Raw genomic sequence first — 26,403 nt, 5'->3', positions numbered from 1 at the left:
AACATCCCTTGGGTATTCGCATACAATACAGTATCTCGCAACAATCCTTTCATGCAATCCAATTTACTCGCACAAACACCTAAGTCATCGCATAAGATGAATTGAAAATGAATGAGGAGGTACGCTCGAATGGCAGAATATAGAGAGATCATTACAAAAGCGGTCGTAGCGAAGGGACGCAAATTCACTCAGTCCCATCATACGATTTGCCCGCCGCATCACCCATCGAGCATTTTAGGCTGCTGGATCATCAATCACGAGTACAAGGCACACAAAGTAGGGAAAAAAGTAGAGATTCAGGGTTGTTATGATATCAACGTATGGTACTCCCACAGCGATAACACGAAAACATCCGTGGTCACTGAGCGAGTCGAATATACAGACGTCATCAAATTGAAATACCGCGATCCTGATTGCTCGGATGATCTTGAAGTGTGCGCCCGCGTACTCCAACAGCCGAACTGCTGCGAAGCGGTCATTTCACCGAATGGGAATAAAATCATCGTTCATGTAGAACGTGAATTCCTGGTGGAAGTGATCGGTGAAACAAAAGTATGTGTCCTGGTGAATCCTGACGGCTGTGATGATCATGATTGGGACTGCGACCTGGATGACGAAGAGTTTGAAGAATTGGATCCGGAATTCCTTGAAGGCATCGAAGAGTAAAGATTGCTAGGAAGACGGCCTCTTCCTAGTTTTTTTATGAAACCATCCGAACGGATGGTTTCTTCTTTGTGGCAAGCACCTGCCCGATTGCTTTGAAGTATGCTAAAATGGGTGGGAAGACCGATCATGAAAGGATTTTTAAACATGAAAAAAACAGTGGTTCTGGCAGAAAAGCCTTCTGTCGGAAGAGATATCGCACGGGTGCTAAACTGCACACAAAAAGGGAACGGATTCATGGAAGGAAAAGAGTACATCGTAACCTGGGCCCTTGGGCATCTCGTTACCCTTGCAGACCCCGAAACCTATGATGACAAGTATAAAACGTGGAAGATAGAAGACCTGCCGATGCTTCCGAAAGATCTGAAGCTGGTAGTAATCAAAAAAACAGGGAAACAATTCAATGCCGTAAAAACCCAGATGAACCGGCCGGACGTAAAAGAAATCGTCATAGCAACGGATGCCGGACGTGAAGGAGAACTCGTCGCCAGGTGGATCCTGGAAAAGGCGAAGCCGCAAAAGCCGTTGAAGCGTTTATGGATTTCATCCGTAACCGACAAAGCCATTCAGCAGGGTTTCAGCCGTTTAAAAGATGGAAAAGCCTATGAAAATCTCTATAGGGCTGCAGAGGCAAGGTCGGAAGCCGATTGGTATGTCGGCATGAATGCCACGAGGGCCTTGACAACCAAACATAATGCCCAGCTTTCCTGTGGTCGTGTACAAACTCCGACCCTCAGTATCATCGCGCAGCGGGAAGAGGAAATCAGGAACTTCAAGCCCGTCCCGTACTATGGTATCCAAGCGGTCACCTCAAAAGGGACCTTTACATGGCTCAAAGGTCAGGAGACAAGGTCGTTTTCAAAGGAAGAAGTGGAACGGGTAGAAGCTTCCTTGAAAGCGCAAAAAAAACCGCTTACGATCGATACGGTAAAAAAAGCAACGAAAAAAAATCCTGCACCATCCTTTTATGATTTGACTGAGCTCCAGCGCGATGCCCATAAGGTATATGGTTTTTCGGCAAAGGAAACGCTGTCGATCATGCAGAAGCTTTATGAACAGCATAAATTGGTCACATACCCCAGGACCGACAGCAGGCATCTCTCGAGTGATATGGTCGATACATTGAAAGATCGTCTGATGGCCGTCAATGTCCAAGAGTACAGGGGAATCGTGCATCATGCATTGAAAGGAAAGCTTACCCTTTCAAAAGCGTATGTAGACGACGCCAAGGTGAGTGATCACCATGCCATCATCCCAACGGAAGAAACTCCTTTTCTTCAGAAGCTCCAGGACAGGGAACGGAAAATTTATGATCTGATCGTGAAGCGTTTCGTCGCTGCTTTCTATGCTCCGTATTCTTATGAGCAGACCACCGTCACGGCTAGCATCGACCAGAACCGGTTCCAACTCAAGGGGAACAGGGTACTGGATCAAGGTTGGAAGGCCGTTTATGAGAATGAAATCGTCGAAGGTTTGAAGGCCGTGATAGCTGAAGGGGAGAGTCTGCCCCTGTTGTCGGTAAAGCATACGGAAGGCAGGACCACACCGCCGGGAAGATTCAATGAAGGAACCCTTCTGACCGCCATGGAAAACCCACGCAAGTACATGAAAGGAAGCGATCAGGATTTGTTGGAGGCCATATCGGAAACCGGGGGACTTGGTACCGTGGCGACTCGTGCCGACATCATTGAAAAGCTATTCCACACGGCTCTTATCGAAGAGACGGGGAAAGAAATCACCATCACGTCCAAAGGGAAACAGCTGCTTGATCTGGCACCCTCTGAGCTCAGGTCTCCGACACTGACTGCAGAATGGGAAATGAAGCTGGAGCAGATTGCCAGTGGCAAACTGAGCAAACAAGAATTCATGAAGGAAATCAAGGAATATACGAAAAAGTCGGTCCATGAAATCAAGCAATCCACAAAAAAATTCTCCCATGACAATCTCACAGGAACGAGATGCCCGGATTGCGGGAATCTCATGCTTGAAATTAAGAATCGTAATGGGAAAATGCTCGTTTGTCAGGATCGTGAGTGTGGACATCGCAAAAATGTCAGTAAAAAGACGAATGCACGCTGCCCGAACTGCCACAAGCGCCTTGAACTTAAGGGAGAAGGCGATGGACAACTGTTCGTATGTGTGTGCGGTCACAAAGAAAAGCTTTCTACCTTCAATCAGCGGAGGAAGAAGGAAAAGGGCGGTAAAGCAACAAAAAGGGATGTCAATCAGTACTTGAAAACCCAGCAGAAGGACGAACCGGTCAATACGGCTCTTGCCGATGCACTTGCTAAATTAAAGCTTGATCAATAACTGTAAAGACGGTCTTTGGGCCGTCTTTTTCTATGGGTAAAAAGAAACAAGTTTCATTATTTTGAATATTTGGTTGATTTAGTTATCGAATCATATTAAGATTGCGGTTATATCAATTAAAAGGGGGATCGGCATATGCTGACTTTCATCACGGCATTATTCATTCTGATTGCAGGCTACTTCGTTTATTCAAAGGTGGTCGAAAAGATTTTCGTCATCGACGACCGAACGATCACCCCGGCCTATTCAAAACGGGACGACTTGGATTATGTACCGATGAGCTGGTGGAAGGCAAGCCTCATCCAGCTTCTGAACATAGCGGGACTTGGACCGATCTTCGGTGCCATCATGGGTGCTCTGTACGGACCGGTTGCATTCATCTGGATCGTCATCGGCTGTTTGTTTGCAGGAGCTGTACATGATTACTTTTCAGGGATGCTGTCTTTACGGCATGGTGGTGCTCAGTTCCCTGCCATCGTGGGGAATTATCTCGGGAAACCGGTGAAGGTGGCGATGAATCTACTGTCCATCGTCCTCATGATACTAGTGGCGGCAGCCTTTACGGCGGGACCTGCCCAGCTCCTAACAGAGCTGACTCCTTTATCATTCATGACATGTCTCATTCTCATATTCATTTACTTTGTGGTCGCTACGGTTCTTCCGGTCAACAAAATCATCGGGAGGATCTATCCATTCTTCGGTGCTATCTTGATCTTCATGGCACTATCCATCGGTATCGGTTTATTCTTTTTTGAACATCCGATCCCGAATCTTACGTTGGCGAATTTACATCCCGGAGACCTCCCCATCTGGCCGCTGTTGATGGTAACCGTTTCATGCGGGGCGATTTCGGGGTTCCATTCCACGCAGAGCCCGATTCTTTCAAGAACGTTGAAGAAAGAGAGCGAGGGGAGGAAGGTGTTTTACGGTGCCATGGTGGCTGAGGGCGTCATCGCTCTGATTTGGGCGGCAGCCGGGATGGCTTTCTTCAACGGGACGCCGGGTCTTCAAGAAGCCCTTGCCGCAGGAGGACCTGCCGGTGTGGTGAACGAGATCAGTACCACAACCCTTGGTACCGTTGGCGGCGTCTTTGCTGTATTAGGTGTCATCATCCTCCCGATCACCACTGGAGATACTGCCCTACGCTCATCAAGGATGATGCTGGCCGAATTGATCCGCGATATCCGAAAGCGGGATACGGACAATAAGTGGCTCCCTGTCCTGTTGGTCATTCCGGTTGCGCTCCCCACGTTTCTCCTGACCCAGATCGACTACAGCTTTTTATGGCGATATGTGGGATGGTCCAACCAAGTGGTGGCGACTGTCATGCTATGGACGGGTTCCATTTATTTACTGAGGAAGGCTGCATTCCACTGGATATGCACGATTCCTGCCTTATTCATGACCGCGGTCGTGAGTATGTATATCTTTTACGCACCTGAAGGATTCGGACTCGATTATAAGCTGTCCATGATCCTTGGATCGGTGATTTGGGCGGCAGTCCTGATCTGGTTCCTCCGTCAATGGAAGATGAGTCGTCCGGTCCGGTCTCTCAGCCCTGAAACACTCCAATCCTGAAGGGACTGGTCATAGAGCCGGACGGTTAGTCAAACCGTCCGGCTTCTTAATGTGTTTCAGTTTATCCCCGAAGCCCGTTAACAGGAGAATCTGTTCGGAAACCACCGCTTCTAAAGGTGGACAGCCCCGAATAAAGATGAGTAGGGGAATACCAATCAGGAAGGAGCGATGGTGGTGGATCAACACAAAGATCTGTTACAAGATGAGCGAAGGGTATGGCATTCCATGAAGCCATATAATCCAGATTCGACCATGGTGGTGACAAAAGCAGCCGGTGCGTGGGTGACCGATCATGAAGGGGCGCGTTACCTCGATGGAATGGCGGGGTTATGGTGCGTGAACATAGGATATGGAAGAGAGGAACTTGCAGTTGCAGCTTATGAACAACTAAGGGAAATGCCATATTATCCCCTTACTCAAAGTCATCGGCCGGCAATCGAACTGGCGGAAAAGCTGACCGAGCTTATCGGGGATGATTATGTGTTCTTCTTTTCCAACAGCGGTTCAGAAGCAAATGAGACGTCATTCAAGATAGCCCGTCAGTATCATCAGCAAAAGGGTGAAGCCAATCGGTATAAGATCGTGGCAAGATACCGGGGGTACCACGGGAATACCCTTGGGGCTTTATCTGCAACCGGTCAGGCTCAGAGAAAATATAAGTACGAACCCCTGGCACCAGGATTCATCCATGTGAGGCCGCCGGATGCTTACAGGGATGAACCGGGATCAACCGGAAAAGACCTCCCTGCCGTCCAGGCGCTCAATGAAACACTTACATGGGAACTCAGTGAGACGATTGCAGCTGTCATCATGGAACCGATCATCACAGGCGGTGGGATCGTCATGCCTCAGGATGGCTATATGAAGGCAGCGAAAGAAGTATGTGAAGCCCATGGTGCACTTCTGATCGTGGATGAAGTCATTACAGGATTCGGACGAACGGGAAAGGCATTCGGATTCATGCATTATGGAGTAAAGCCGGATATCATCACGATGGCGAAGGGAATCACCTCAGCATACCTTCCACTTTCTGCGACGGCAGTCAGGAGAGAGGTGTACGAGGCCTTCAAGGGTAGTGAGGAATACGATTACTTCCGGCATATCAATACATTCGGGGGGAGCCCGGCGTCATGTGCCGTGGCCATGAAAAATATCGACATTATCCAAAAGGAACAGCTTATTGACCGGTCTGCGCGGCTTGGAGAGAAGGCTTTAAACTACCTACGTAGAAAACTGATCACTCATGCCCGGGTAGGTGATGTTAGGGGAAAAGGGCTCCTTCTTGGAATCGAGCTGGTGAAGGATAAGTCGACAAAAGAGCCCCTTGATGGGAAATCCGTAAGCAGTGTAGTGGATTATTGTAAACAAAAGGGTATCCTGATCGGCAAAAATGGAGCCACGGTAGCGGGATTCAATAACGTACTTGCCCTTTCACCTCCCCTTGTTATTGAGGAAGACGACCTTGACCTCATGCTTGAAACCATAGTTGAAGGAATCAGTCGTTTATAATATCGATCAAGCCCTCGCGGTCGCGAGGGCTTTTACGGTTGCAATCAAGGGCGTTCTCCTGATGGTTTGGCAGGCGATGCGCCTGGGACGCTCCTCTTCTCGGCTTCTACTTGATCGGAAGAATAAATGGTGACGATCATTTGACCCCCGATGACTTTTGACCGGATCAGGATCGGCTGATGATATGGGTTGCGGAACGCAAAATCTGGTCCATACCAGCTGACAGTCGCGTCTCTTCCTTTCGGGACGTACGGGACCCTTTTGGAATGGTGATAGCGTTCCACGATCTTCACCCCTGCACGATCAACGGCATTGAAGAGAGTAGATGAAACCTGGCAAATCCCTCCCCCGATATCTTCCGATAATTCTCCCTTGACGATAACGGGAGCCTTCATATAACCCTTTCCTTTTGTGCGTTTACCCACCGTTTTGTTGAATGAGAACGTCTCGCCTGGAAAGACGACTGTATTGTTGATCTGTCCGGAGGCCAGGATAATATTATTCGTTCGTTCTTCATTTTTTTTATTGAAATACGTTACATAGGATCCGATGCGATTCGTGCGTATATGAGCAAGGATTTCTGTATCAACCTTTGGGTAGGTCTTCAATGTCGGAACATCAGTGGAACTTACACCTTTGTAAAGGTAGTTCATCATGGCTTCTCTTAAGCCGTCGCGGTCAAGCATGAGTCCTGTTTGTCCAGGGATGATCCGGTTATGCTCATCAATTTTGGCATTGATGGGTGCTTTATACGTCTTTTCCTGCAGAAGGGAAACAAGATGGTTAAAATGGTCTTCATTAAGTATCGGTAGATCAAGGTAGGGAAGAGCAAGAGATTTCTCCTTGACCGTAATGATTTCATCCCCTGTATCAAGTTCAAGGGGGTGCTGATTCGATAGTCCGATCATGGCTGCAAATAAAAAAGTGGTCCAAGCCATCATTATCACCCTTTCCCTTATAGTATGGTTCCCCCGTATACGGTCATACGGGGGAAGGATGATTACCAAAAATTAATGGTTATGGAACGGCTCGAATAACGAAAAAGTATGAGGAAGAGTACGGGCAAGCGTCCGGAAGAAATCAATTAGCAAGGGGGCATTTGATGGCATTGATGATGAAAGTGCTCATGACTGCATCCATTTTAAGTGCGGTGCCATTCAGGATCGACTATATGACGGACACGCTTCCGTGGAAGGATACGAACCTGCTTCTTCCCAAGTATTCATATTTCGAGCTCATCGATGTGGAGACAGGCAAGACGTTTCAAGTCCAACGACGGGCGGGGAATAAACATGCAGATGTCCAACCGGTCACAGAAGCGGACACGAAAGTGATGAAAGAAATCTACGGGGGACATTGGAGCTGGAGCAGGAGGGCGATCCTGGTGAAGTCGGGAAACCTCCTCATTCCTGCTTCCATGAATGGAATGCCTCACGGGGGAGGAGCTCTTCAGAATGGATTCCCGGGACATTTCTGCGTCCATTTCCTTGGAAGTACGACCCATAAGACCCCGCGTCCAGATTTCGCTCATACCCTGATGATTCATAAAGCTGCCGGAGAACTTCCGGAGTTCCTTGCGTCCCTGAAACCGGAGGGAGCCATGAGGGTAGTTGAGATGGCTGTGAAACAACGGGATGAAGAGTTGCTGGGAAATATGCTCATGGAAGGCAAGGGGAGGGATTCGGAAACCCTATTGGAAAAAGTGAGAACGATGAAGATCTCTTCATTCGAAGTGAAGGAAACAAGCCCGTTCCTGGCCAGGGTCAAAATCAAGGTGAAATGGACGGACGGGAAAAGGGGGGTCCATCATTCTGATGTAGTAATAAATCTTCATCAGCCTGAAGGGATTTCGGGTTGGAAGATTGGTGGAAAAGAACTGAGCGGTTCATTTTGATCATGACTGGCAGTAGGCGGATGATATACTCTCATCCGCCTGTTTCCATTGTTTCCGGAATGAAACCACACGGTGGGATATGATATAATGAGACGTCTAGCAGAATACGGAAAGGTTTGAATGAACCCATGACTCAATACACGCCAATGATTAAACAATACTTACAGGTGAAGGCAGAATATCAAGATGCCTTTTTATTTTTTCGTTTAGGGGATTTTTATGAAATGTTCTTCGATGATGCCATTTCAGCTTCGCAGGAACTAGAAATCACTCTTACAAGCAGGGACGGTGGAGGGAAAGAACGGATCCCGATGTGCGGGGTTCCATACCATTCTGCGCCCAATTACATAGAGCAACTGATCAATAAAGGATACAAGGTCGCCATTTGTGAACAAACAGAAGACCCGAAGCATGCCAAAGGGGTCGTGAAGCGTGAAGTCGTACAGCTCATCACCCCGGGTACCGTGATGGAAGGGAAAGGGTTGAGTGATAAAGAGAACAACTATATCGCCGGTGTGGTTTCCTTTGAAGATGACACATACGGCCTTGCCTACAGCGATCTGTCGACGGGCGAAACCAACGTCACCCTTGTAGCCGACGGCACGGGGCAGCTATTGAATGAACTGTCCACCATCGGGGCCAAGGAGGTAGTCATAACGCCGGATATGGAGGAGGAGCAACAGCTCAAGCTCAAAGAACGTCTTGACGTGACTCTCTCATTCGAGGCTGGTCAAGGACCAAGTGATGCGTTCGAGCACTTACTGGTCGGGCTGAAACAGGAAAAATTAAAACAGACGGCAGCTCTTCTCATGCATTATCTGTTCAGGACTCAAAAGCGGAGCCTGGATCATCTGCAAAAGGTGGAAACCTATCATTTGAACCATTTCATGAAAATGGATTACTATTCCAAACGAAATCTTGAGCTGACGGAAACCATCCGTTCCAAAGGCAAAAAAGGATCTCTCCTCTGGCTCCTGGATGAAACCATGACCGCAATGGGAGCACGTCTTCTCAAGCAATGGATCGACCGGCCTCTCATCTCACGCGGGGAGATTGAAAAGAGGCAGATGGTCGTCGAAGTATTCCTTGAACGGTTCTTTGAAAGACAGGACCTGAGGGAAAGGCTGAAAGAAGTCTATGACCTTGAAAGACTCGCAGGGCGAGTGGCATTTGGAAACGTGAACGCAAGGGATTTGATCCAGTTGAAGAAATCCCTCCAGCAGATTCCGATATTGAAATCCCTCATCGCCTCACTGGATCATCATTCCATTGACCGCTACAGTAAAGAACTTGATCCTTGTGAAGATCTGACGGATCTTCTGGAGCTTGCCCTCGTGGAGAATCCTCCCCTTTCCATCAAGGAAGGCAGTTTGATCCGGGATGGTTATCACGCGGAGCTTGATCAGTATCGCGATGCCAGCCGCAATGGGAAGTCGTGGATTGCCGCTCTGGAACGGGATGAACGCGAACGTACAGGGATTCGTTCTCTGAAAGTCGGCTTTAATCGAGTGTTCGGCTATTACATCGAAGTAACAAGGGCAAACCTTCACCACCTTGAAGAAGGAAGGTATGAAAGAAAGCAGACGCTCACAAACGCTGAACGATTCATCACACCGGAGCTGAAAGAAAAAGAAGCGCTCATCCTGCAGGCAGACGAACGCAGCGTGGACCTTGAATATGAATTATTCATCGGGATCAGGGAGCAGGTGAAGGAATTCATCCCACGCCTTCAGCGTCTGGCTAAGGTTGTAAGTGAACTCGATGTTCTTCAATGTTTTGCAACAGTCAGTGAAAAACGGCACTACAGCAAGCCGGTCTTCAATGAACAAAGACGTATCGCCGTCAAGGATGGCCGCCACCCGGTGGTTGAAAAGGTCATGGGGGCAGATGGGTACGTGCCCAATGATTCCTACATGGACAGCGAGCGGGAAATCCTCTTGATCACTGGACCGAACATGTCAGGGAAAAGTACGTATATGAGGCAGCTTGCCCTCACAAGCATACTGGCCCAGATTGGCTGCTATGTCCCGGCTGCTGAAGCTGACCTTCCGATATTCGATCAAGTTTTCACGAGGATCGGAGCAGCAGACGATCTGATATCAGGACAGAGCACGTTCATGGTGGAAATGCTTGAAGCCAGGAACGCCATCGTCAATGCGACGGAGGCGAGTCTGATCCTGTTTGACGAAATCGGACGCGGGACGTCCACTTACGATGGAATGGCCCTGGCACAGGCGATCATCGAGTACATCCATGGGCATATTGGTGCCAAGACGTTGTTCTCGACTCACTATCATGAACTGACGGTACTGGAAACCGAACTGCCTAAAGTCAAAAATGTTCATGTGAGTGCCATGGAGCAGAGTGGAAAATTGGTGTTCCTTCACAAAATCAAAGAAGGGGCGGCAGATCGAAGCTACGGGATCCATGTGGCGGAACTTGCCGAGCTTCCGGAGATCCTCATCACAAGAGCCAATGAGATCCTTTCGACCCTAGAAAGCAAAAAAGGGATGGAAGAATCGGCAGCGACCATTGTAAAGGAGGATGAGCCTGGCCAGCTTTCCTTCTTCGAAGAAGGAAAGAAACAGAAGACCGTTGCAAAAGAGCTTTCCACAAAGGAAACGAAAATTCTGGATGAGCTCAAGAAACTGGACATTCTTGATATGACTCCGATTGATGCCATGAACACCCTTTACGGAATCCATAAGAAACTGAAGAAATAAGGAGGCAGTATCGTGAAGATCTTTCAGCTCGATGACTCCCTATCAAATAAAATAGCAGCCGGGGAAGTGGTGGAGCGCCCTGCATCCGTGGTGAAGGAACTCCTTGAAAATAGTATCGATGCAGGCGGCACCATCATCGAAATCCATGTGGAGGAGGCAGGACTGAACTCCATCCGCATCATTGATAACGGGGATGGGATCGATGAAGAAGATGTCAAAACGGCATTCAAGCGACATGCCACGTCAAAGATCAAGGATGAGAACGATCTCTTCCGTATCCGCACCCTAGGGTTCAGGGGAGAGGCCCTGCCAAGTATCGCCTCTGTCTCCTACTTCACGATGAAGACCTGCACGGGAAATGGGCCTGGAACCAAAATAGAGCTTGCAGGTGGTATTGAAGAAGCGTTTGAGAAGACTTCTTCTCGCAAAGGCACCGATATCACGGTGTCCCAACTGTTCTTCAATACGCCGGCAAGGTTGAAATATATGAAGACGATTCATACGGAGCTGGGCAATATCACCGATGTGGTCAACCGTATAGCTCTGTCTCACCCTGAGATTTCCATCAAACTCCTCCACAACGGGAAGTCACTCCTCCATACGAATGGGAACGGAGATGTGAGGCAGGTCCTTGCATCGATCTACGGACTCGCCATTGCGAAGAATATGGTGCCGATTCATGTGCAGTCCCTGGATTTCAAGGTCACAGGCTATGTATCCATGCCTGAGATCACCAGAGCTTCACGCAACTACATTTCAACCATGATCAATGGAAGATTCATAAAGAATTATGCACTGGCTAAGGCGATCGGGGAAGGATATCACACCCTTCTGCCGATCGGCCGGCATCCCATTGTCCTGTTGAATATTGAAATGGATCCAGTCCTTGTCGATGTCAACGTCCATCCTTCCAAAATGGAGGTAAGGATCAGCAAGGAGCAGGAGCTTAACGCCTTGATCAGTGAAGGGATCAAAGCCGTATTCAAAAAGAAGGAGCTCATTCCCACCGGTTCTGTCGCACCAAAATCAATGGCCGCCAAGTCTGAGCAAACGTTCATGACCCTCGACCACGTCTCACCCTCGAAGCCGACGATCCCAGAGGTGGTTAAGGAGCGTCAGCCAATCATGGTACAGACTGAGCCGAAGGTTGAGGAATACTCACAGGCAGCTCATGTTGAAGTCCCGCAAGAGGCGGAACAGCCACTGCGCACAGCTCCGATCGAAACAGCTGTGGAACAGGATGACAGAGAGGACCACTCAAGGATCCCGCCCCTTTATCCAGTCGGACAGATGCATGGAACCTATATCTTTGCACAGAATGACCAAGGTCTGTATATCATCGACCAGCATGCCGCTCAGGAGCGGATCAAATATGAATTTTTCAAAGAAAAAGTAGGCGAAGTGGCCAAGGAATTGCAGGATATGCTTGTGCCCATGACCCTGGAGTTTTCCACTGATGAATTCATCAAAATCGATGAATGCAGGGGTATGCTCGAAGAGGTCGGGGTATTCCTTGAAGACTTCGGTCATAATAGCTTCATCGTCAGGTCCCACCCACAGTGGTTCCCTAAGGGTGAGGAGCAGGAGACGATCGAAGATATGATCGAACAGGTCCTGAAGATGAGCCGAGTCGATATCAAGAAGCTGCGTGAAGAAGCGGCCATCATGATGAGCTGCAAGGGTTCCATCAAGGCCAACCATCATCTTCGCAATGACGAGATCCTTTCCCTTCTTGATGAGCTGAGAAGGACGACGGATCCGTTCACCTGTCCCCACGGACGACCGATCATCATTCACTATTCCATTTATGAGATGGAAAAAATGTTCAAACGGATCATGTAAAAGAAAGCAGGGGGATGCGCCGCATCCCCCTGCTTTCTTTTTATCCGTACTTTTTCTGATGCTGTTTTTTCCTCTTGAGGTAATCCGGATCCTCTCTCACTTGTATCCACTTTTCTTCAAATATAGAAGCGGATTCAGCTTTTTCATCATCTATTTCCCTATCATTCACATTTCCATCATTGTCGTATTTCTTACCACCAGGGTAGTTGGCATACCTTCTTGCCCTTGTATAGCCCATCTGCAGGAACTTACGCGCCATATCCATCCCCACAAAATCATCTTTCTTCTGATAGTCCAGGAACATAGCATGGATCTTGTCGGATGATTCCTGTGCAATCGCCGGCGTCTTAAACTTCCAATGAGGCAGGATTTCACTTTTATATGGTTCGACCATCAATACTCCTTGTTCACCCCGCCCAACGCGGTATAGTTCAGGAGACTCTCTGAAATCGATCTGTTTATAGTCTAGGGAATAGTCAAAAGCCATCACTCCACCTCCTACGGTCCTTTTACCCTATACCCGCAAGGAAGAAACGGATTGTTCTCTCTCTTAATTGAAGGAATTTTGAGAATGAAAGGGTAATAGTATATAGAGGTAATGAAAGCGTTTTAATATAAGCGTGAGAGGATGAAAGCAACGATGGAAAATACATATTTGGAACCTTCTTATCGAGTGGACAAGCGCAGTTTTACAAAAAGGGAGCACAATCGTTTTGTGAAGCTGAAAGGAGTGAGGGATTGGTCCGGCGTCTCGTGGGATCAGGTGGGAAGACCGTTCGAGGTGACCCGGGTTTCCAAAGAGAAGAAAGAGTGGGAGCTGAGGGAGGGGAAAGCCTTGCCGGTCCATGCTTCATGGGAGATGTTCAATCGTTCCTTCCATGAGTGGTTCGTGAAGGATGTACCGGACAGTCTGAGTCACAACAGAAAGAAGATTGTTGGGGAGGCCCTAAAGCTTCATCTGACATCATCTGTGGAAGCGATGAACGATCATTTGCGCCTGCACTTATGGAATTATGTCCACCGGATCCAGGATGGAATATGGGACCCCAGGGGGAAGCGGGAATTGTTCAAGGGATTGGATGTCAAGAAGCCAAGAATCTTATTTCTTGGTGCAGCTGAAGGGTATGAAGCGATGCAGTTGGCCGCCATGTACCCCGGAAGCAGCATCGTGATGGTAGATTATGATCCTTTCTGTAAGGACACCCGGTATGAGGATTTTCCTGGATCCTATCCCTTTCTCGGAGAAAACCCCGATACCGGCGGGATGAAAGTCTACCATAAGAGAGATTTCCCTACAGATTATGTAATCAGTGACATCAGGGAGCTTTCATATGCTAAGGAGTTTGATATCGTCCTGAGTGTCGGGTTATTGGAGCATTTCCCCGATGAACATAAGCCTGAAGTCGTCGATTGGCACCGGAAATTTCTTAAGCCAGGAGGGTACATGATCCTTACGACCCCAAGAGCCCAGTGGAAGTCGAAGGTGTATTACAATCTTATGGCAGATGTGATGAATCATACGTATCGTGAGCTCATGACGGTAGAACAGATGGGACTCTATTTGTATGAAAACGGGGCCGACATCCTCCAGCATGGATACATCAAAGTGCATAACGGAATTATCGCAAAGACGAGATAGGGAGGGGTTAAGTTGGAAATAAAGCTTAAAAAGAATCGGAAAAGAACAATCATCATAGGCGGAATCGCCTTCCTATTTTTGTGCATGACTTCCCTCATCTTCTATGCCGACTCGTTCATCGGACGCTCGCTTCCTCAGCTTGAAGGGGAATTGGCTGTTCCAGGCCTCTCGGGTGAGGTAGAGGTGGTGAGGGACGGCAAAGGGGTCCCCCATCTCTCTGCATCCAGTGACCGGGACCTTTATATGGCACAAGGGTACATTCAAGCGCAGGACCGATTGTTCCAAATGGACCTTAGTCGAAGGCAAGCGTCAGGCCGACTGAGCGAGGTAGTAGGGGAAAAGGCCGTTGACCGGGATAAGTTTTTCCGTACCCTCGGCCTCAGACGTGCTGCAGAAGCTTCTCTTGAAGGGTATTCACCTGAAGTCAAGGAGGTCTTGGGGTGGTTTGCAGATGGGGTGAATGCCTATATCCAAGATTCCAAGGAGAAAAAATCCTTGCCGGCCGAGTTCACCCTCTTGGGGTATGAGCCTGAGAAATGGACGGAAGTAGACTCATTGACAATCGGGAAGTATATGGCTTTTGATCTTGGTGGCCACTGGCAAGGTCAGGCTTTCAGGTATTGGGCACTGCAATCATTACCTGAGGACAAGGCAATGGATCTTTTTCCTTCCTATCCCGAGGATGCCCCCACGATCATACATGAAACCACAGACCTTTCCATGAAATGGGGCAACGCCATTACCGAGCCTGTCATCCCACCTGAGATGAACGGAAGCAACAACTGGGTGGTGAGCGGTTCCAAATCGGAAAGTGGATATCCCATGCTTGCGGATGATCCCCATCTTTCATTGGGTAGCCCGTCCATCTGGTATCAGATGCATCTTGAATCGCCAGACGTGAATGTGAGCGGGGTGATCTTTGCGGGGATTCCAGGCATTATACTCGGTCATAATGAAACGATAGCATGGGGTGTGACCAACACCGGTCCGGATGTTCAGGACCTCTACATTGAAAAGCGCCATAAAGAGGATAAAAATCACTTCCTCTATGATGGGAAATGGGAGGAGGCCGAGGTGATCAAGGAACCCATTGCTGTAAAAGACAGCGAGACGATTCCGTATGAGGTCACGGTTACACGACACGGCCCGATCGTATCGGAATTCGCGAATCAGGATGATAGCGAAAACGCGCTATCCATGAGATGGACCGCCCTTGATCCGAGTCTCGAGTTGCAAGCCATCATCGACATGAATAAAGCGTCCAATTGGACCGAATTCGAAAAGGCAATGGAAGATTTTCATACGCCTACCCAGAACTTCGTATTCGCTGACAAAGATGGGACGATCGCATACAAAGCAAACGGCAAAATCCCCATCCGGAAGAAAGGGGACGGACTCCTGCCGGTACCAGGATGGACATCGGATTATGAGTGGACGGGATTCATTCCGTATGAAGAACTGCCGAGGGTCGTGAACCCTGCTGAAGGATACATCGCCACCGCTAACAATAAGGTAATCGGAGATGGGTATCCTTATCATATCAGTCATCATTGGGCGGGTCCTTATCGGTACATGAGGATAAGCGAGGTACTTGAATCAAAAGAGAAGCTGACGAAGCAGGATATGAAGGACATGCAGCATGATCATATGAATTTACAGGCAAGGGAGTTTGTTCCCCTTCTCTTGAATGCACTGGAAGGAAAGGAGCTTTCTGAACAATCCCGGGAAGCCCTTCAGCTGCTCGCGGATTGGGATTATGAAGATGATGCCGATGCAGCCGCTCCGCTTTTATTCCACCAGTGGATGGACCGGATGAGCAATGAGCTTTTTGACGACAGCATCCCGACCGATATGATGAAGCTGTTTGAAGGAAAACAGAACGTAGTGGACGAACTGATCAGGAAGGCAGCGAAAGGGAAGGTTTCCCCATGGTTTACGGAACAAGGTGGATTCGAATCATTTCTTGCCGAAAGCCTGTCCGATACACTGGAGGATGGTTTTGATCGATACGGTTCAAATATGAGCGAGTGGGCATGGGGAGACTATCACAGAGTCTACTTTGAAAATCCCCTTTCCTCGGCTTCATCCATCCTTGAATGGTTCCTGAACCGGAGAAGCCCTGAACCAGTCGGAGGTAGTCGGGTCACCGTGGGGGCCGCAAGCTATAATGATGAAGGGATCGTCAATCACGGGGGCTCATGGCGATTCATCATTGATATGGTAGATATGTCCAAGGCCGACCATATCGTGGGACCTGGTCAGTCCGGTCATTTTAAGAGCCCTTGGTATGATGATCAAATCGATGACTGGATAGAAGGAAAGTATCATGAAACGACCTTGAAGCCACCTGCGGACGGCAAACAGCTCCGCTTGGTACCGGAAACATAAACAGGGGCCGGATAGTCCGGCCCCTGTCCAATGGGAGGAAGTATGATGGAAGAGTATGCAACCGCACTTGCAAAACGGATCAGTGGGCTGTTCGGGAATAAACTGACGGGGGTCTATCTCCACGGCTCACTGGCCATGGACTGCTTCAATCCGGAAATCAGTGATATCGATCTTCTGATCATCGTGGAGAATGGATTAAGAAAAGATGAAAAAGAAGCGCTCGATGCCTTGTTCCTAAAGGAATACAGAGGCGATCACCTTCCTGCAAAAGGGTTGGAAGTCAGCGTCATTACACGCGGGAATGTCTACCCCTTGCTGTATCCGACACCTTTCGAGTATCACTTTTCAGATATGCATATAGACGCCATAAGACGGGGAGTGGCCACTTTCCCAGCAACAGACCCAGACATTGCCGCCCATATCGCCGTCATCCGTGCGCGGGGGAGGGTATTGATTGGTGAGCCGATTGAAGCGGTCTTCGCCCCTGTTCCATACCATTACTATATGAAAGCCATTTGTTACGACATTCACGATGCGGAAGCGGATATTTCGAAACAGCCGACCTATATGATCCTTAACCTGTGCCGGGTATATCAATTTTGTATCAAGCAGTCTGTCGCTTCAAAAAAAGAGGGAGGAGAGTGGGGACTCCAATCCTTGCCAGTACGTTTTCATCCCATCATCCAAAAAGCACTGAAGGTGTATGAAACGGGGGAAATGTGGCAAACAGCCGTTGAGGAAGAGGCTTCTTTGACGGATTTTGCCGTTTATATGACTTCTATCATCAGGGAAAAGAGTATCAATTTTCTAGAACATGACGATAATTTGAAGATATAATACATCTTTACGTATCATTATGGTACGATAGCGAATGAGGAATGACTACATAGAAGGCAGTGGATAGACGTTGAACAAAGAAAAGCTAATCGTCCTGATCGGCCCGACGGCCGTAGGGAAGACGAAGACGAGCATCGAATTGGCGAAGGCATTCGATGGCGAAATCATCAGTGGGGATTCCATGCAGATCTACAGGGGGATGGATATCGGCACGGCGAAAATCCGCCATGATGAGATGGAAGGGATCCTCCACCATCTGATCGATATTAAAGATCCCATTGAATCGTATTCGGCTGCTGAGTTTCAGCAGACGGTCAGGAAATTGATCACAGAGATCCATGCGAGGGGTAAAATGCCCATTATCGCCGGAGGGACCGGTCTTTACATCCAGTCGGTCCTCTATGACTACCGATTCACGGAAACGCCGGGAGACGAAGCGTTCAGGGAGCGCTTGGATGCTGAATCACGTGAGCTAGGTCATGAAGCCATGCATCGCAGATTGGCTGATGTGGACTCTGAAGCGGCCTCTCAGATCCATCCGAACAATATACGCCGGGTGATCCGTGCCCTGGAGATCCATCACACTACAGGAAAAACCATGACAGAGTATCAAAAGCAGCAATCCCGGGAGCTCCAGTATGATGTGGCTCTCATTGGCTTGACCATGGATCGGGACAAGCTTTATGAGCGGATCAATCTCAGGGTGGACATGATGATGGACGACGGGCTTTTGCCCGAGGTGAGATCCCTGTATGAAGATGGGATCAGGGGTGTCCAATCGGTGCAGGCGATCGGGTACAAAGAAATCTACGACTACTTTGACGGTAAGGTGAGCCTTGAAGAGGCCGTGGAGAACCTGAAACAGAACTCCCGAAGGTATGCAAAACGTCAGCTCACGTGGTTCCGGAACAAAATGGATGTCGACTGGTTCGATATGACTGCATCGGAGCACCGTGATGAAATAATCGCCGACATTTCGAAATTCATTGCAGGAAAGCTCGACTTAGAGTCGAATAATTAGTATATAGAGATATAGAGGAGGATGCTCGATGAAACAATCCATTAACATTCAGGATCAATTCTTGAATCAACTGCGTAAAGATGGGTCACCAGTTACTGTGTTCCTATTGAATGGTTTCCAAATCCGAGGTCAGGTGAAAGGGTTTGATAATTTCACCGTGTTATTTGAAACGGAAGGGAAGCAACAGCTTGTTTATAAGCATGCCATTTCCACTTTTGCACCTCAGCGAAATGTTCAACTGAATTTCGATGAGCAAAACGTGTAATCATAGTTCAGGAATGGGGGCCGCTCAGCGGTCCTTTTTTCATTTTCAAAAAATGGCGCGCCTAGCCTTATGGACACTTACCGGCCGGTTGTACCCGTGGAAAATACAGTTTCTGATGAAAATAGGATTAATGAATCCTCATCTACTGAATAGAATGATATGAGGGGGATACGATAATTGCTGCCTTGATCAAGAATGACGGACGATTTATTTCTCGGGAAAGCGCAGGAACTGACAAAAGAATGTTCCTTTGTCGAAGCGTACCGGGGGTGAAAATCCGCAGAATGTGTTTGCATATAGAATGGCGAGGTGAACCCTTTGGACCAACAACCGATGCGAATGAAGAACAACGGTCAGATCAGCATCGTCCTCAATTCACAAAAACGGAATCCGCTGCGGGATACGATGATACAGGAATCCATTCCTCAGTCCATGCCTCAGGAGCATGCTGCTTTGAAGGAAATAGAAGAAGAATTGGGTACGCTCATCGGAATGGACGAAATGAAGAAAATGGTGAAGGAAATCTATGCTTGGATATACGTGAATAAAAAACGGGAAATGATGGGGTTGAAAGCGGGCAAGCAAGCACTTCATATGATGTTCAAAGGAAATCCCGGAACAGGGAAGACAACCGTGGCACGGATCATAGGCAAGCTGTTCCTGAAGATGAACGTGCTGTCGAAAGGACATCTTATAGAAGCCGAAAGAGCGGATCTGGTAGGAGAATACATTGGTCATACCGCTCAGAAGACCCGTGATCTAGTCAAAAAAGCGCTGGGTGGGATCCTGTTTGTCGATGAAGCCTACTCACTTGGGCGCGGAGGAGAGAAGGATTTCGGAAAAGAAGCCATCGATACCCTGGTGAAGCATATGGAGGATAAACAGCATGAGTTCATCTTGATCCTAGCGGGCTATTCCAAGGAAATGGATCATTTTCTCACGCTGAATCCAGGTCTTCAGTCAAGGTTTCCCCTCGTGTTTCATTTTCCCGATTATTCCGTCGATCAGCTGATGGACATCAGCAAGCTCATGCTGAAGGAAAAGGAATATATGCTCAGCCATGATGCCGAACGGAAAATACGGGAGCATCTTCACGGGGTGAAGAATGCCATTACAGCAAACGCATTTTCCAATGGCCGGTATGTACGGAATATCCTTGAGAAGTCCATTCGTGCCCATGCCATGCGTCTTCTCATGGAAAATAATTATGATCGGCATGAATTAATGACACTGAGGAGCAACGATCTTGTCTTCACACGGAAGGACAGTGATTAAAAAACATGCATTCGTGATGAATGCATGTTTTTTCAGGCTTCCGATTGGAGCCTCTTATTCGGCAGTTTCCATTTATATAAATAGGAAAACACACGTAACGCCGTGGTGATGACGAAGAGGGCATATAATTCGATCGGTGATTCGGCCATCCCGAACCCGACAGCCACACCTGAGACGACGGCCCATACCGCGTAAATCTCAGATCTGAATACAAGGGGTTTCCTGCCGGCAAGCAAATCCCTGACTATCCCGCCTCCCGTACCCGTCAGCACAGCGGCCACGATCACTGCGCTCATGGGATGATCCATGTTGACGGCATACAAGGCACCCTGGATGGCGAATGCAGACAAACCGATGGCATCAAAGAAGTTGCCCCACCGTTTCCAATGCTTCAATAGATTGTGAGGGAATAAAAAGACGGCGGTAATGGCGAGGAGGGCGATCTGAAAAAGCATGCCCTGCTCCCATAGGGCGGAAATGGGTACTCCGATCAATAAATTCCGGATCGCTCCGCCACCGAAAGCCGTGACAATACCGAGTACGTATACACCCAATATGTCATATTCTTCTTCCATCGCTACAATCGCACCTGACACCGCGAAGGCAACAGTGCCGATGATACTCAATACTTCCCATGTCATACCCTGGTCTTCCTCTCCTGCTCGTACTCTTTAAACCTATCTGATTGTATCATGGGAACATGGATTTGCAACCATTTTTGCCATAGTGTTTGGTAGGAATATTTGATATGATTGGTCTGTTGGTCCGCAGCATTCAAATTGACTGTGCGCCGGCGCAAAGGAATTTGAAAGCAGAAGGGATTTTATAGACATGTTTGATCAATTAAAACACGGAGAGGTCTTAAGGCCGTTAGCCCGATCCGTTGAACAATCCATAGCCCACATCCATGCAGCCATCGATGAGCGGGCAGAACAAAATCAATTCAATGTACTAACTTCTTTTCAGAAGCATCGGGTGAGCGACTCCCATTTCAACCCTTCGACAGGGTACGGGTACGATGATGCAGGAAGGGATACGTTAGAGAGCATTTACGCAGATGTGTTCGGCGGAGAGGCGGGACTCGTACGTCCCCAGATCATTTCGGGCACACATGCGATATCCATCGCGCTCTTCGGCATCCTCCGTCCTGGAGATGAATTGGTATACATAACAGGAAAGCCTTATGACACCCTTGAAGAAATCGTCGGGATCAGAGGGAAGGGAGCAGGATCCCTGAAGGACTTCCATATCGATTACCGGAGCATCGACCTTACTCCCGACGGGAAAGTGGACTTCGAGGCAGTAAGATCTGCACTCGGCACGAAAACGAAAATGGTGGGGATCCAGCGTTCGAAGGGATACGCCAACCGTCCTTCCTTCACAGTGGGAGAGATCAAAGCCATGATTGATTTCGTCAAAGCGATCGATCCATCGATCGTCGTTTTCGTTGATAACTGCTACGGTGAATTTGTTGAAGACCGTGAACCATGCCATGTCGGTGCCGATCTTATGGCGGGATCGCTCATTAAGAATCCCGGAGGCGGACTTGCGAAAACGGGAGGATATATCGTAGGGAAAAAAGAACTGGTCGAAGCGTGTTCGTACAGGATGACCTCACCTGGTATCGGTGCTGAGGCGGGTGCTTCCCTCTATAGTCTCCAGGAAATGTATCAAGGATTTTTCCTCGCTCCCCACGTGGTGGCCCAGTCCTTGAAAGGGGCCGTCTTCACCAGCGCATTCCTGACAGAGCTCGGGATGGATACGAATCCGGCACCCGGCGCTCCACGGACCGATCTGATTCAATCTGTCCAATTCGGTGACAGGGACCGGATGGTCGCCTTCTGTCAGGCGATTCAATTTGCATCCCCTGTGAACTCTCATTTCACCCCATATCCGAACTATATGCCGGGTTATGTTGACGATGTCATCATGGCTGCAGGCACGTTCATACAGGGTGCGAGCATCGAATTATCGGCAGACGGACCATTGAGGCCTCCATACGTTGCGTATGTACAGGGAGGACTAACTTACTCCCATGTGAAGATCGCGGTATGCACGGCCGTCGATGAATTGATCGAAAAAGGTTTTATGCCCCATATAAAAGGTTAATAAGATATGTACAAAAGGATAGTCAATCAATGGCTATCCTTTTATGATTGATCAGCGGACTCCAGATGAAAAAATCGCACTATTCAAAAAGGACTCTCAAAAAATATGTAAGGAAAGCTAACATATTATTGACAGAATTCCTGACATTGAATATAATGAACACATGAACGAACAACAAAAGGGGGAATCACGATGAGCGGAAGTGAAATTCGTCGAACGATGGCATTGTTTCCAATCAGCATTGTCATGCAGCTCACGGACTTGACGGCTCGTCAGATTCGATACTATGAAGAGCATGAATTGATCAATCCGGCCCGTACGGAAGGAAATCGCAGGCTCTTTTCCCTGAACGACATCGATAAACTCCTGGAGGTCAAGGATCTTTTGGAACAAGGGATCAACATGGCCGGAATCAAAAGGATTTTCGCTGTCTCGGGTCAGGAAACGAAAGTAGCATCTGACGTTAATGGCAAGAAGGAAGAAAAAGCACGGCAGGATCTTTCTGACGATGATCTCCGCAAGCTGCTCCGGAATGAATTGATGCATTCCGGGCGCTTCAGTAAAACATCTCTTCGTCAAGGTGACATGTCACGCTTCTTTCATTAAATAAAACCTTTACTAAACCTGAGGAGGAATTACGCAAAATGGCAAAGTATACTCGTGAAGATGTACTAAGATTGGCGAATGAAGAAGGTGTAAAATTCATCCGTCTCCAGTTCACAGACATCCTGGGAACAATTAAAAACGTAGAAATCCCTTTCAGTCAGCTTGAAAAGGCGCTAGACAACAAAATGATGTTCGATGGTTCTTCCATTGAAGGATTTGTACGTATCGAGGAATCGGATATGTATCTTTTCCCTGATCTTGATACGTGGTTGGTATTCCCTTGGACAGCTGAAAAAGGGAAGGTTGCCCGTTTGATCTGTGACATCTATAACCCAGATGGAACTCCGTTCGAAGGAGATCCGCGTAATAACCTCAAACGTATTCTAAGCCAGATGGAAGAGCTTGGATTTACGGATTTCAACCTCGGGCCTGAACCGGAATTCTTCCTATTCAAGCTGGATGTGAATGGTGAACCTACTCTTGAATTGAATGATAACGGAGGCTACTTCGATCTTGCACCTACGGATCTTGGAGAAAACTGCCGTCGTGATATTGCCCTTGAGCTTGAAGAAATGGGCTTTGAAATCGAAGCTTCCCACCATGAGGTTGCTCCTGGTCAGCACGAGATCGATTTCAAATATGCCAATGCACTCAAGGCGTGTGACGATATTCAAACATTCAAGCTGGTTGTTAAGACCATTGCCCGCAAACACGGTCTGCATGCTACCTTCATGCCAAAACCGTTGTTCGGAGTGAACGGTTCTGGAATGCACTGCAATATGTCACTATTCAAAAGCGGAGTGAACTCATTCTTCGATGAGAAAGGCGATCTTCAATTGAGCGATACAGCGCGTCAATTCCTCGCCGGTATTATCAAGCATGCTACGAGCTTCACGGCCATCACGAACCCTACGGTCAACTCTTATAAACGTCTTGTTCCTGGATATGAGGCACCATGTTACGTTGCGTGGTCAGCTCGCAACCGTAGCCCTCTAATTCGTATCCCGGCATCACGCGGACTCAGCACGCGCGTTGAAGTGCGAAGCGTCGATCCGGCTGCCAATCCATACCTTGCAATGAGTGTACTGCTTGCCGCAGGTCTTGATGGAATCAAGAATAACCTGGAAGCACCAAAGCCAATCGACCGTAACATCTACGTTATGGACAAAAAAGAGCGTGAAGAGGCAGGAATCACTGATCTTCCGGCAACCCTTCATGCTGCCCTTGAGCAGTTGAAAACGAATGAAGTCATCGTTGGTGCTCTTGGTGAGCATATCTTCGAACACTTTGTGGAAGCGAAGGAAATCGAGTGGGATATGTTCCGTACACAAGTTCACCCTTGGGAGCGCGAGCAATATATCCAAATGTATTAATCTACTTAAAAATCCCCCTGAAGGGTTGTACCCTTCAGGGGGATTTTTTTTACGATTTGATCAGAATAAATATCGCATACATCCTGCGAATAGGGGGGAGGGAATGAACTTCCTCATTGGGAGAATTGAAACTGCTATTATATGAACCAACGAGTGAGATGGATCTAATGTAGACCATTGTCCGTCCCATAAGACGATGGTGATACTAAAAACGGATGCCGCAGCATCCGTTTTGTATATTAAGCTGATAGAGTCGTTTTTTGGTCTATCAACAGTAAGAGGGAGTCCTGAATCTTTTTACTCGATGAGCTTAGTCCGACCGTCTCCACTTCACAGCCTTGGTCTCTGCACTTTGACAAGACTTTTTCGAAGGCTGCCACAGCGGACTCATCCCAGATTTGTGCACCGGTAAAATCGATTTTCACATGTTGTACCTCATTGGACAATTGGAATGCACCCACAAACGTATCCACGGATGCAAAGAACAATTGACCCTCCACTTTAAAATGACGATTCACACCCTCCACTTTTTCCGTCACCTTCAGCTTGGATATCTTGGCCACAAAGAACATGGCGCTGAGCAATACCCCTGCAATGACTCCTTTTGAGAGATCGTGAGTGGCAACCACGATGGCGACGGTGATGAGCATCACTGCGGCATCTGTTTTAGGAGCTTTCCTGATATAACGGAATGATGACCAGTCGAACGTGCCGATAGACACCATGATCATGATTCCGGCCAGAACCGCCATGGGGATCTTTACGACGAAATCCCCAAGTACGATGATTAGGAACATCAGGAAAGAGCCTGCAACAAAGGTGGATAATCGTCCCCGTCCACCGGATTTCACATTGATCACCGACTGACCGATCATCGCGCATCCGGCCATCCCACCGAAGAATCCATTGATGATATTGGCGATTCCCTGACCCCTTGCTTCCTGATTTTTATTGCTTTCCGTATCCGTCATGTCATCTACGATGGAAGCCGTCATAAGGGATTCGAGTAGTCCTACAATCGCGAGGGCGAGTGAGTAGGGTAAAATGATACCCAATGTCTCAAGTGAGAACGGGATATCGGGAAGGAAGAACGAAGGCAGGGTCTGACGTATCGTCCCGAGATCTCCAACGGTCCTCAAGTCTGCCTTCGAAAACAAGGCAACGGCAGTTAGCGCCACAATAGCCACTAGGGGTGCGGGGATGGATTTTACGAATCGGGGCAGCACATACACAACCACCAATGTGATCGCCACAAATACATAGGTCATCCCATTAATGTTGAAAAAGTGAGGCACTTGGGCTGAAAAAATCAGAATGGCCAGTGCATTTACGAATCCGATCATCACAGCGCGTGGGATGAATTTCATGAGCTTCGCGATTTTACATACACCGAACAGGAGTTGGATGACTCCTGTCAGGATAGTGGCTGCCAACAGATAGTTCAACCCATAATCTTTGACAAGGGGGACCATGACAAGGGCCATGGCGCCGGTAGCAGCAGAAATCATGGCAGGCCTTCCGCCGACAAAGGAAATGATGACGGCAATACAAAAAGAAGCGTATAGCCCGACCATGGGATCGACACCGGCTATGATGGAAAAGGCAATGGCCTCAGGAATGAGCGCAAGGGCTACGACAATCCCGGAAAGGATGTCTCCCCTGACATTCGAAAACCATTGTTCTTTTATGGTATTCTTCATATTGTCACCTCTAAAAAATCATAAATTTTAAACCAATAGAAAACAGTTTATCACCGATTTTCCCAAAAGTGAACCTTTTCGGGAAAAATAATTGCAAACAGGTGAGGGGGAAGGAGATAGGTATGATCATCGGATACTACAGACCGAGCAATGATGATCCTGAAGGACGGATCCAGGAGCAAAAACTGCTGGAGAAAAAATGCACAGTTTTATACAAGGAGGAACATTCTTCACCGAAGAGGAGAGTGAACTTGGAAGCGCTGGTTGCAGAAGCAGGGCAGGGGGATACAGTCGTCGTGGCTTCTTTAATCGACTTCGCTGATTCCACCCGGCAGCTATTGGAACTTTTGAATGAGTTAGAAACGAAGGGGACACAGTTCATTTCCATCTCTGAAGGGCTGTCGACCAGTCCCGGGGAGACGTACCGTTTTCAGGAGGTATTGGAGCATCTTATAAGCTTTCAAAGTGATGTGATCAGTGAAAGGACAAAAAAGGGCTTAGGAGAAGCGAAAGAGAAGGGAGTCAGTACGGGACGACCACGCAAGCCTGATGAAAATGTAAAAAAGGCCATCGCCATGTATGAATCAAAAACGTACAGCCTGGCAGAAATAAAAGAAAAAACGGGCATCAGTAAGTCCACTTTATACCGTTATCTTGAAAGATAGAAGAAA

At 48.1% G+C, this 26,403-nt stretch carries 21 protein-coding genes; 17 read left to right on the top strand and 4 right to left on the bottom strand.

Annotated features, from left to right (window positions below; translation table 11 throughout):
- Nucleotides 1–129: 129 nt before the first annotated feature.
- From AF331_RS05990 to AF331_RS05975, 4 genes are all read left to right on the top strand, one after another.
- Entirely contained in the window at nt 130–666 is a 537-nt protein-coding gene (locus AF331_RS05990; protein WP_048003961.1) for an outer spore coat protein CotE, read from the top strand.
- Nucleotides 667–810: 144 nt separating this feature from the next.
- Nucleotides 811–2,973, top strand: a complete 2,163-nt coding sequence (locus AF331_RS05985) for a DNA topoisomerase III (RefSeq protein WP_082346878.1) — start codon at nt 811–813, stop codon at nt 2,971–2,973.
- Between the two features lie 135 nt (nt 2,974–3,108).
- Nucleotides 3,109–4,551: a carbon starvation CstA family protein gene (locus AF331_RS05980; protein ID WP_053427213.1), complete on the top strand. Its 1,443-nt coding sequence runs from the start codon at nt 3,109–3,111 to the stop codon at nt 4,549–4,551.
- 168 nt (nt 4,552–4,719) lie between these two features.
- Nucleotides 4,720–6,060, top strand: a complete 1,341-nt coding sequence (locus AF331_RS05975) for an aspartate aminotransferase family protein (protein WP_200908237.1) — start codon at nt 4,720–4,722, stop codon at nt 6,058–6,060.
- 44 nt (nt 6,061–6,104) lie between these two features.
- Here AF331_RS05975 and AF331_RS05970 read toward each other — a convergent pair whose 3' ends face one another.
- Nucleotides 6,105–6,998, bottom strand: a complete 894-nt coding sequence (locus AF331_RS05970; protein WP_053427212.1) for a VanW family protein — start codon at nt 6,996–6,998, stop codon at nt 6,105–6,107.
- A 164-nt stretch (nt 6,999–7,162) separates the two neighbouring features.
- Between AF331_RS05970 and AF331_RS05965 the strand changes: the two genes are divergently transcribed.
- The 3 genes from AF331_RS05965 to mutL all read left to right on the top strand — a co-directional run bounded on the left by AF331_RS05965 (nt 7,163) and on the right by mutL (nt 12,519).
- Nucleotides 7,163–7,954, top strand: a complete 792-nt coding sequence (locus AF331_RS05965) for a hypothetical protein (protein ID WP_053427211.1) — start codon at nt 7,163–7,165, stop codon at nt 7,952–7,954.
- 128 nt (nt 7,955–8,082) lie between these two features.
- Entirely contained in the window at nt 8,083–10,677 is a 2,595-nt protein-coding gene (gene mutS, locus AF331_RS05960; RefSeq protein WP_053427210.1) for a DNA mismatch repair protein MutS, read from the top strand.
- A gap of 9 nt (nt 10,678–10,686) precedes the next feature.
- Nucleotides 10,687–12,519, top strand: a complete 1,833-nt coding sequence (mutL, locus tag AF331_RS05955) for a DNA mismatch repair endonuclease MutL (protein ID WP_053427209.1) — start codon at nt 10,687–10,689, stop codon at nt 12,517–12,519.
- A gap of 40 nt (nt 12,520–12,559) precedes the next feature.
- Here mutL and AF331_RS05950 read toward each other — a convergent pair whose 3' ends face one another.
- Entirely contained in the window at nt 12,560–13,006 is a 447-nt protein-coding gene (locus tag AF331_RS05950; RefSeq protein WP_053427208.1) for a DUF4385 domain-containing protein, read from the bottom strand.
- 141 nt (nt 13,007–13,147) lie between these two features.
- Here AF331_RS05950 and AF331_RS05945 point away from each other — a divergent pair, with 141 nt between their 5' ends.
- From AF331_RS05945 to spoVK, 6 genes are all read left to right on the top strand, one after another.
- The gene (locus tag AF331_RS05945) at nt 13,148–14,158 is read left to right on the top strand and encodes a class I SAM-dependent methyltransferase (protein ID WP_053427207.1); all 1,011 of its coding nucleotides are present in this window, start codon (nt 13,148–13,150) and stop codon (nt 14,156–14,158) included.
- A 12-nt stretch (nt 14,159–14,170) separates the two neighbouring features.
- Nucleotides 14,171–16,546: a penicillin acylase family protein gene (locus AF331_RS05940; RefSeq protein ID WP_053427206.1), complete on the top strand. Its 2,376-nt coding sequence runs from the start codon at nt 14,171–14,173 to the stop codon at nt 16,544–16,546.
- A gap of 45 nt (nt 16,547–16,591) precedes the next feature.
- On the top strand, nt 16,592–17,383 hold the full coding sequence (locus AF331_RS05935; RefSeq protein WP_053427205.1) for an aminoglycoside adenylyltransferase domain-containing protein: 792 nt from the start codon (nt 16,592–16,594) through the stop codon (nt 17,381–17,383).
- 70 nt (nt 17,384–17,453) lie between these two features.
- A complete protein-coding gene (gene miaA, locus AF331_RS05930) occupies nt 17,454–18,404 on the top strand; it encodes a tRNA (adenosine(37)-N6)-dimethylallyltransferase MiaA (protein ID WP_053427204.1) in 951 nt (316 codons plus the stop codon).
- 28 nt (nt 18,405–18,432) lie between these two features.
- On the top strand, nt 18,433–18,669 hold the full coding sequence (gene hfq / locus AF331_RS05925; protein WP_048003951.1) for an RNA chaperone Hfq: 237 nt from the start codon (nt 18,433–18,435) through the stop codon (nt 18,667–18,669).
- A 339-nt stretch (nt 18,670–19,008) separates the two neighbouring features.
- The gene (spoVK, locus tag AF331_RS05920) at nt 19,009–19,944 is read left to right on the top strand and encodes a stage V sporulation protein K (RefSeq protein WP_235576324.1); all 936 of its coding nucleotides are present in this window, start codon (nt 19,009–19,011) and stop codon (nt 19,942–19,944) included.
- A gap of 32 nt (nt 19,945–19,976) precedes the next feature.
- Here the strand turns inward: spoVK and AF331_RS05915 are convergent, their stop codons facing one another.
- Complete coding sequence (locus tag AF331_RS05915) at nt 19,977–20,585, bottom strand: trimeric intracellular cation channel family protein (protein ID WP_053427203.1); 609 nt, start codon at nt 20,583–20,585, stop codon at nt 19,977–19,979.
- A 190-nt stretch (nt 20,586–20,775) separates the two neighbouring features.
- Between AF331_RS05915 and AF331_RS05910 the strand changes: the two genes are divergently transcribed.
- The 3 genes from AF331_RS05910 to glnA all read left to right on the top strand — a co-directional run bounded on the left by AF331_RS05910 (nt 20,776) and on the right by glnA (nt 24,032).
- Nucleotides 20,776–22,053 (top strand): methionine gamma-lyase family protein, encoded by a 1,278-nt coding sequence (locus AF331_RS05910; protein ID WP_053427202.1) that lies wholly within the window; start codon nt 20,776–20,778, stop codon nt 22,051–22,053.
- A gap of 192 nt (nt 22,054–22,245) precedes the next feature.
- Nucleotides 22,246–22,659, top strand: a complete 414-nt coding sequence (locus tag AF331_RS05905) for a MerR family transcriptional regulator (RefSeq protein WP_053427201.1) — start codon at nt 22,246–22,248, stop codon at nt 22,657–22,659.
- A gap of 38 nt (nt 22,660–22,697) precedes the next feature.
- Entirely contained in the window at nt 22,698–24,032 is a 1,335-nt protein-coding gene (gene glnA, locus AF331_RS05900) for a type I glutamate--ammonia ligase (protein WP_053427200.1), read from the top strand.
- A 239-nt stretch (nt 24,033–24,271) separates the two neighbouring features.
- On the opposite strand, the gene AF331_RS05895 is transcribed toward glnA, so the two are convergent.
- Nucleotides 24,272–25,732: a SulP family inorganic anion transporter gene (locus AF331_RS05895; RefSeq protein WP_053427199.1), complete on the bottom strand. Its 1,461-nt coding sequence runs from the start codon at nt 25,730–25,732 to the stop codon at nt 24,272–24,274.
- A 122-nt stretch (nt 25,733–25,854) separates the two neighbouring features.
- Between AF331_RS05895 and AF331_RS05890 the strand changes: the two genes are divergently transcribed.
- Nucleotides 25,855–26,397 carry a recombinase family protein gene (locus AF331_RS05890; protein ID WP_053427198.1) on the top strand — a complete coding sequence of 181 codons (543 nt, stop codon included), beginning with the start codon at nt 25,855–25,857 and terminating at the stop codon, nt 26,395–26,397.
- The last annotated feature ends 6 nt before the right edge of the window (nt 26,398–26,403 follow it).

The sequence above is a fragment of the Rossellomorea marisflavi genome (assembly GCF_001274775.1).
In the GTDB taxonomy this organism is placed as follows: Bacteria; Bacillota; Bacilli; order Bacillales; family Bacillaceae_B; genus Rossellomorea; species Rossellomorea marisflavi.
This window is presented reverse-complemented; position numbering and strand designations above follow the sequence as displayed.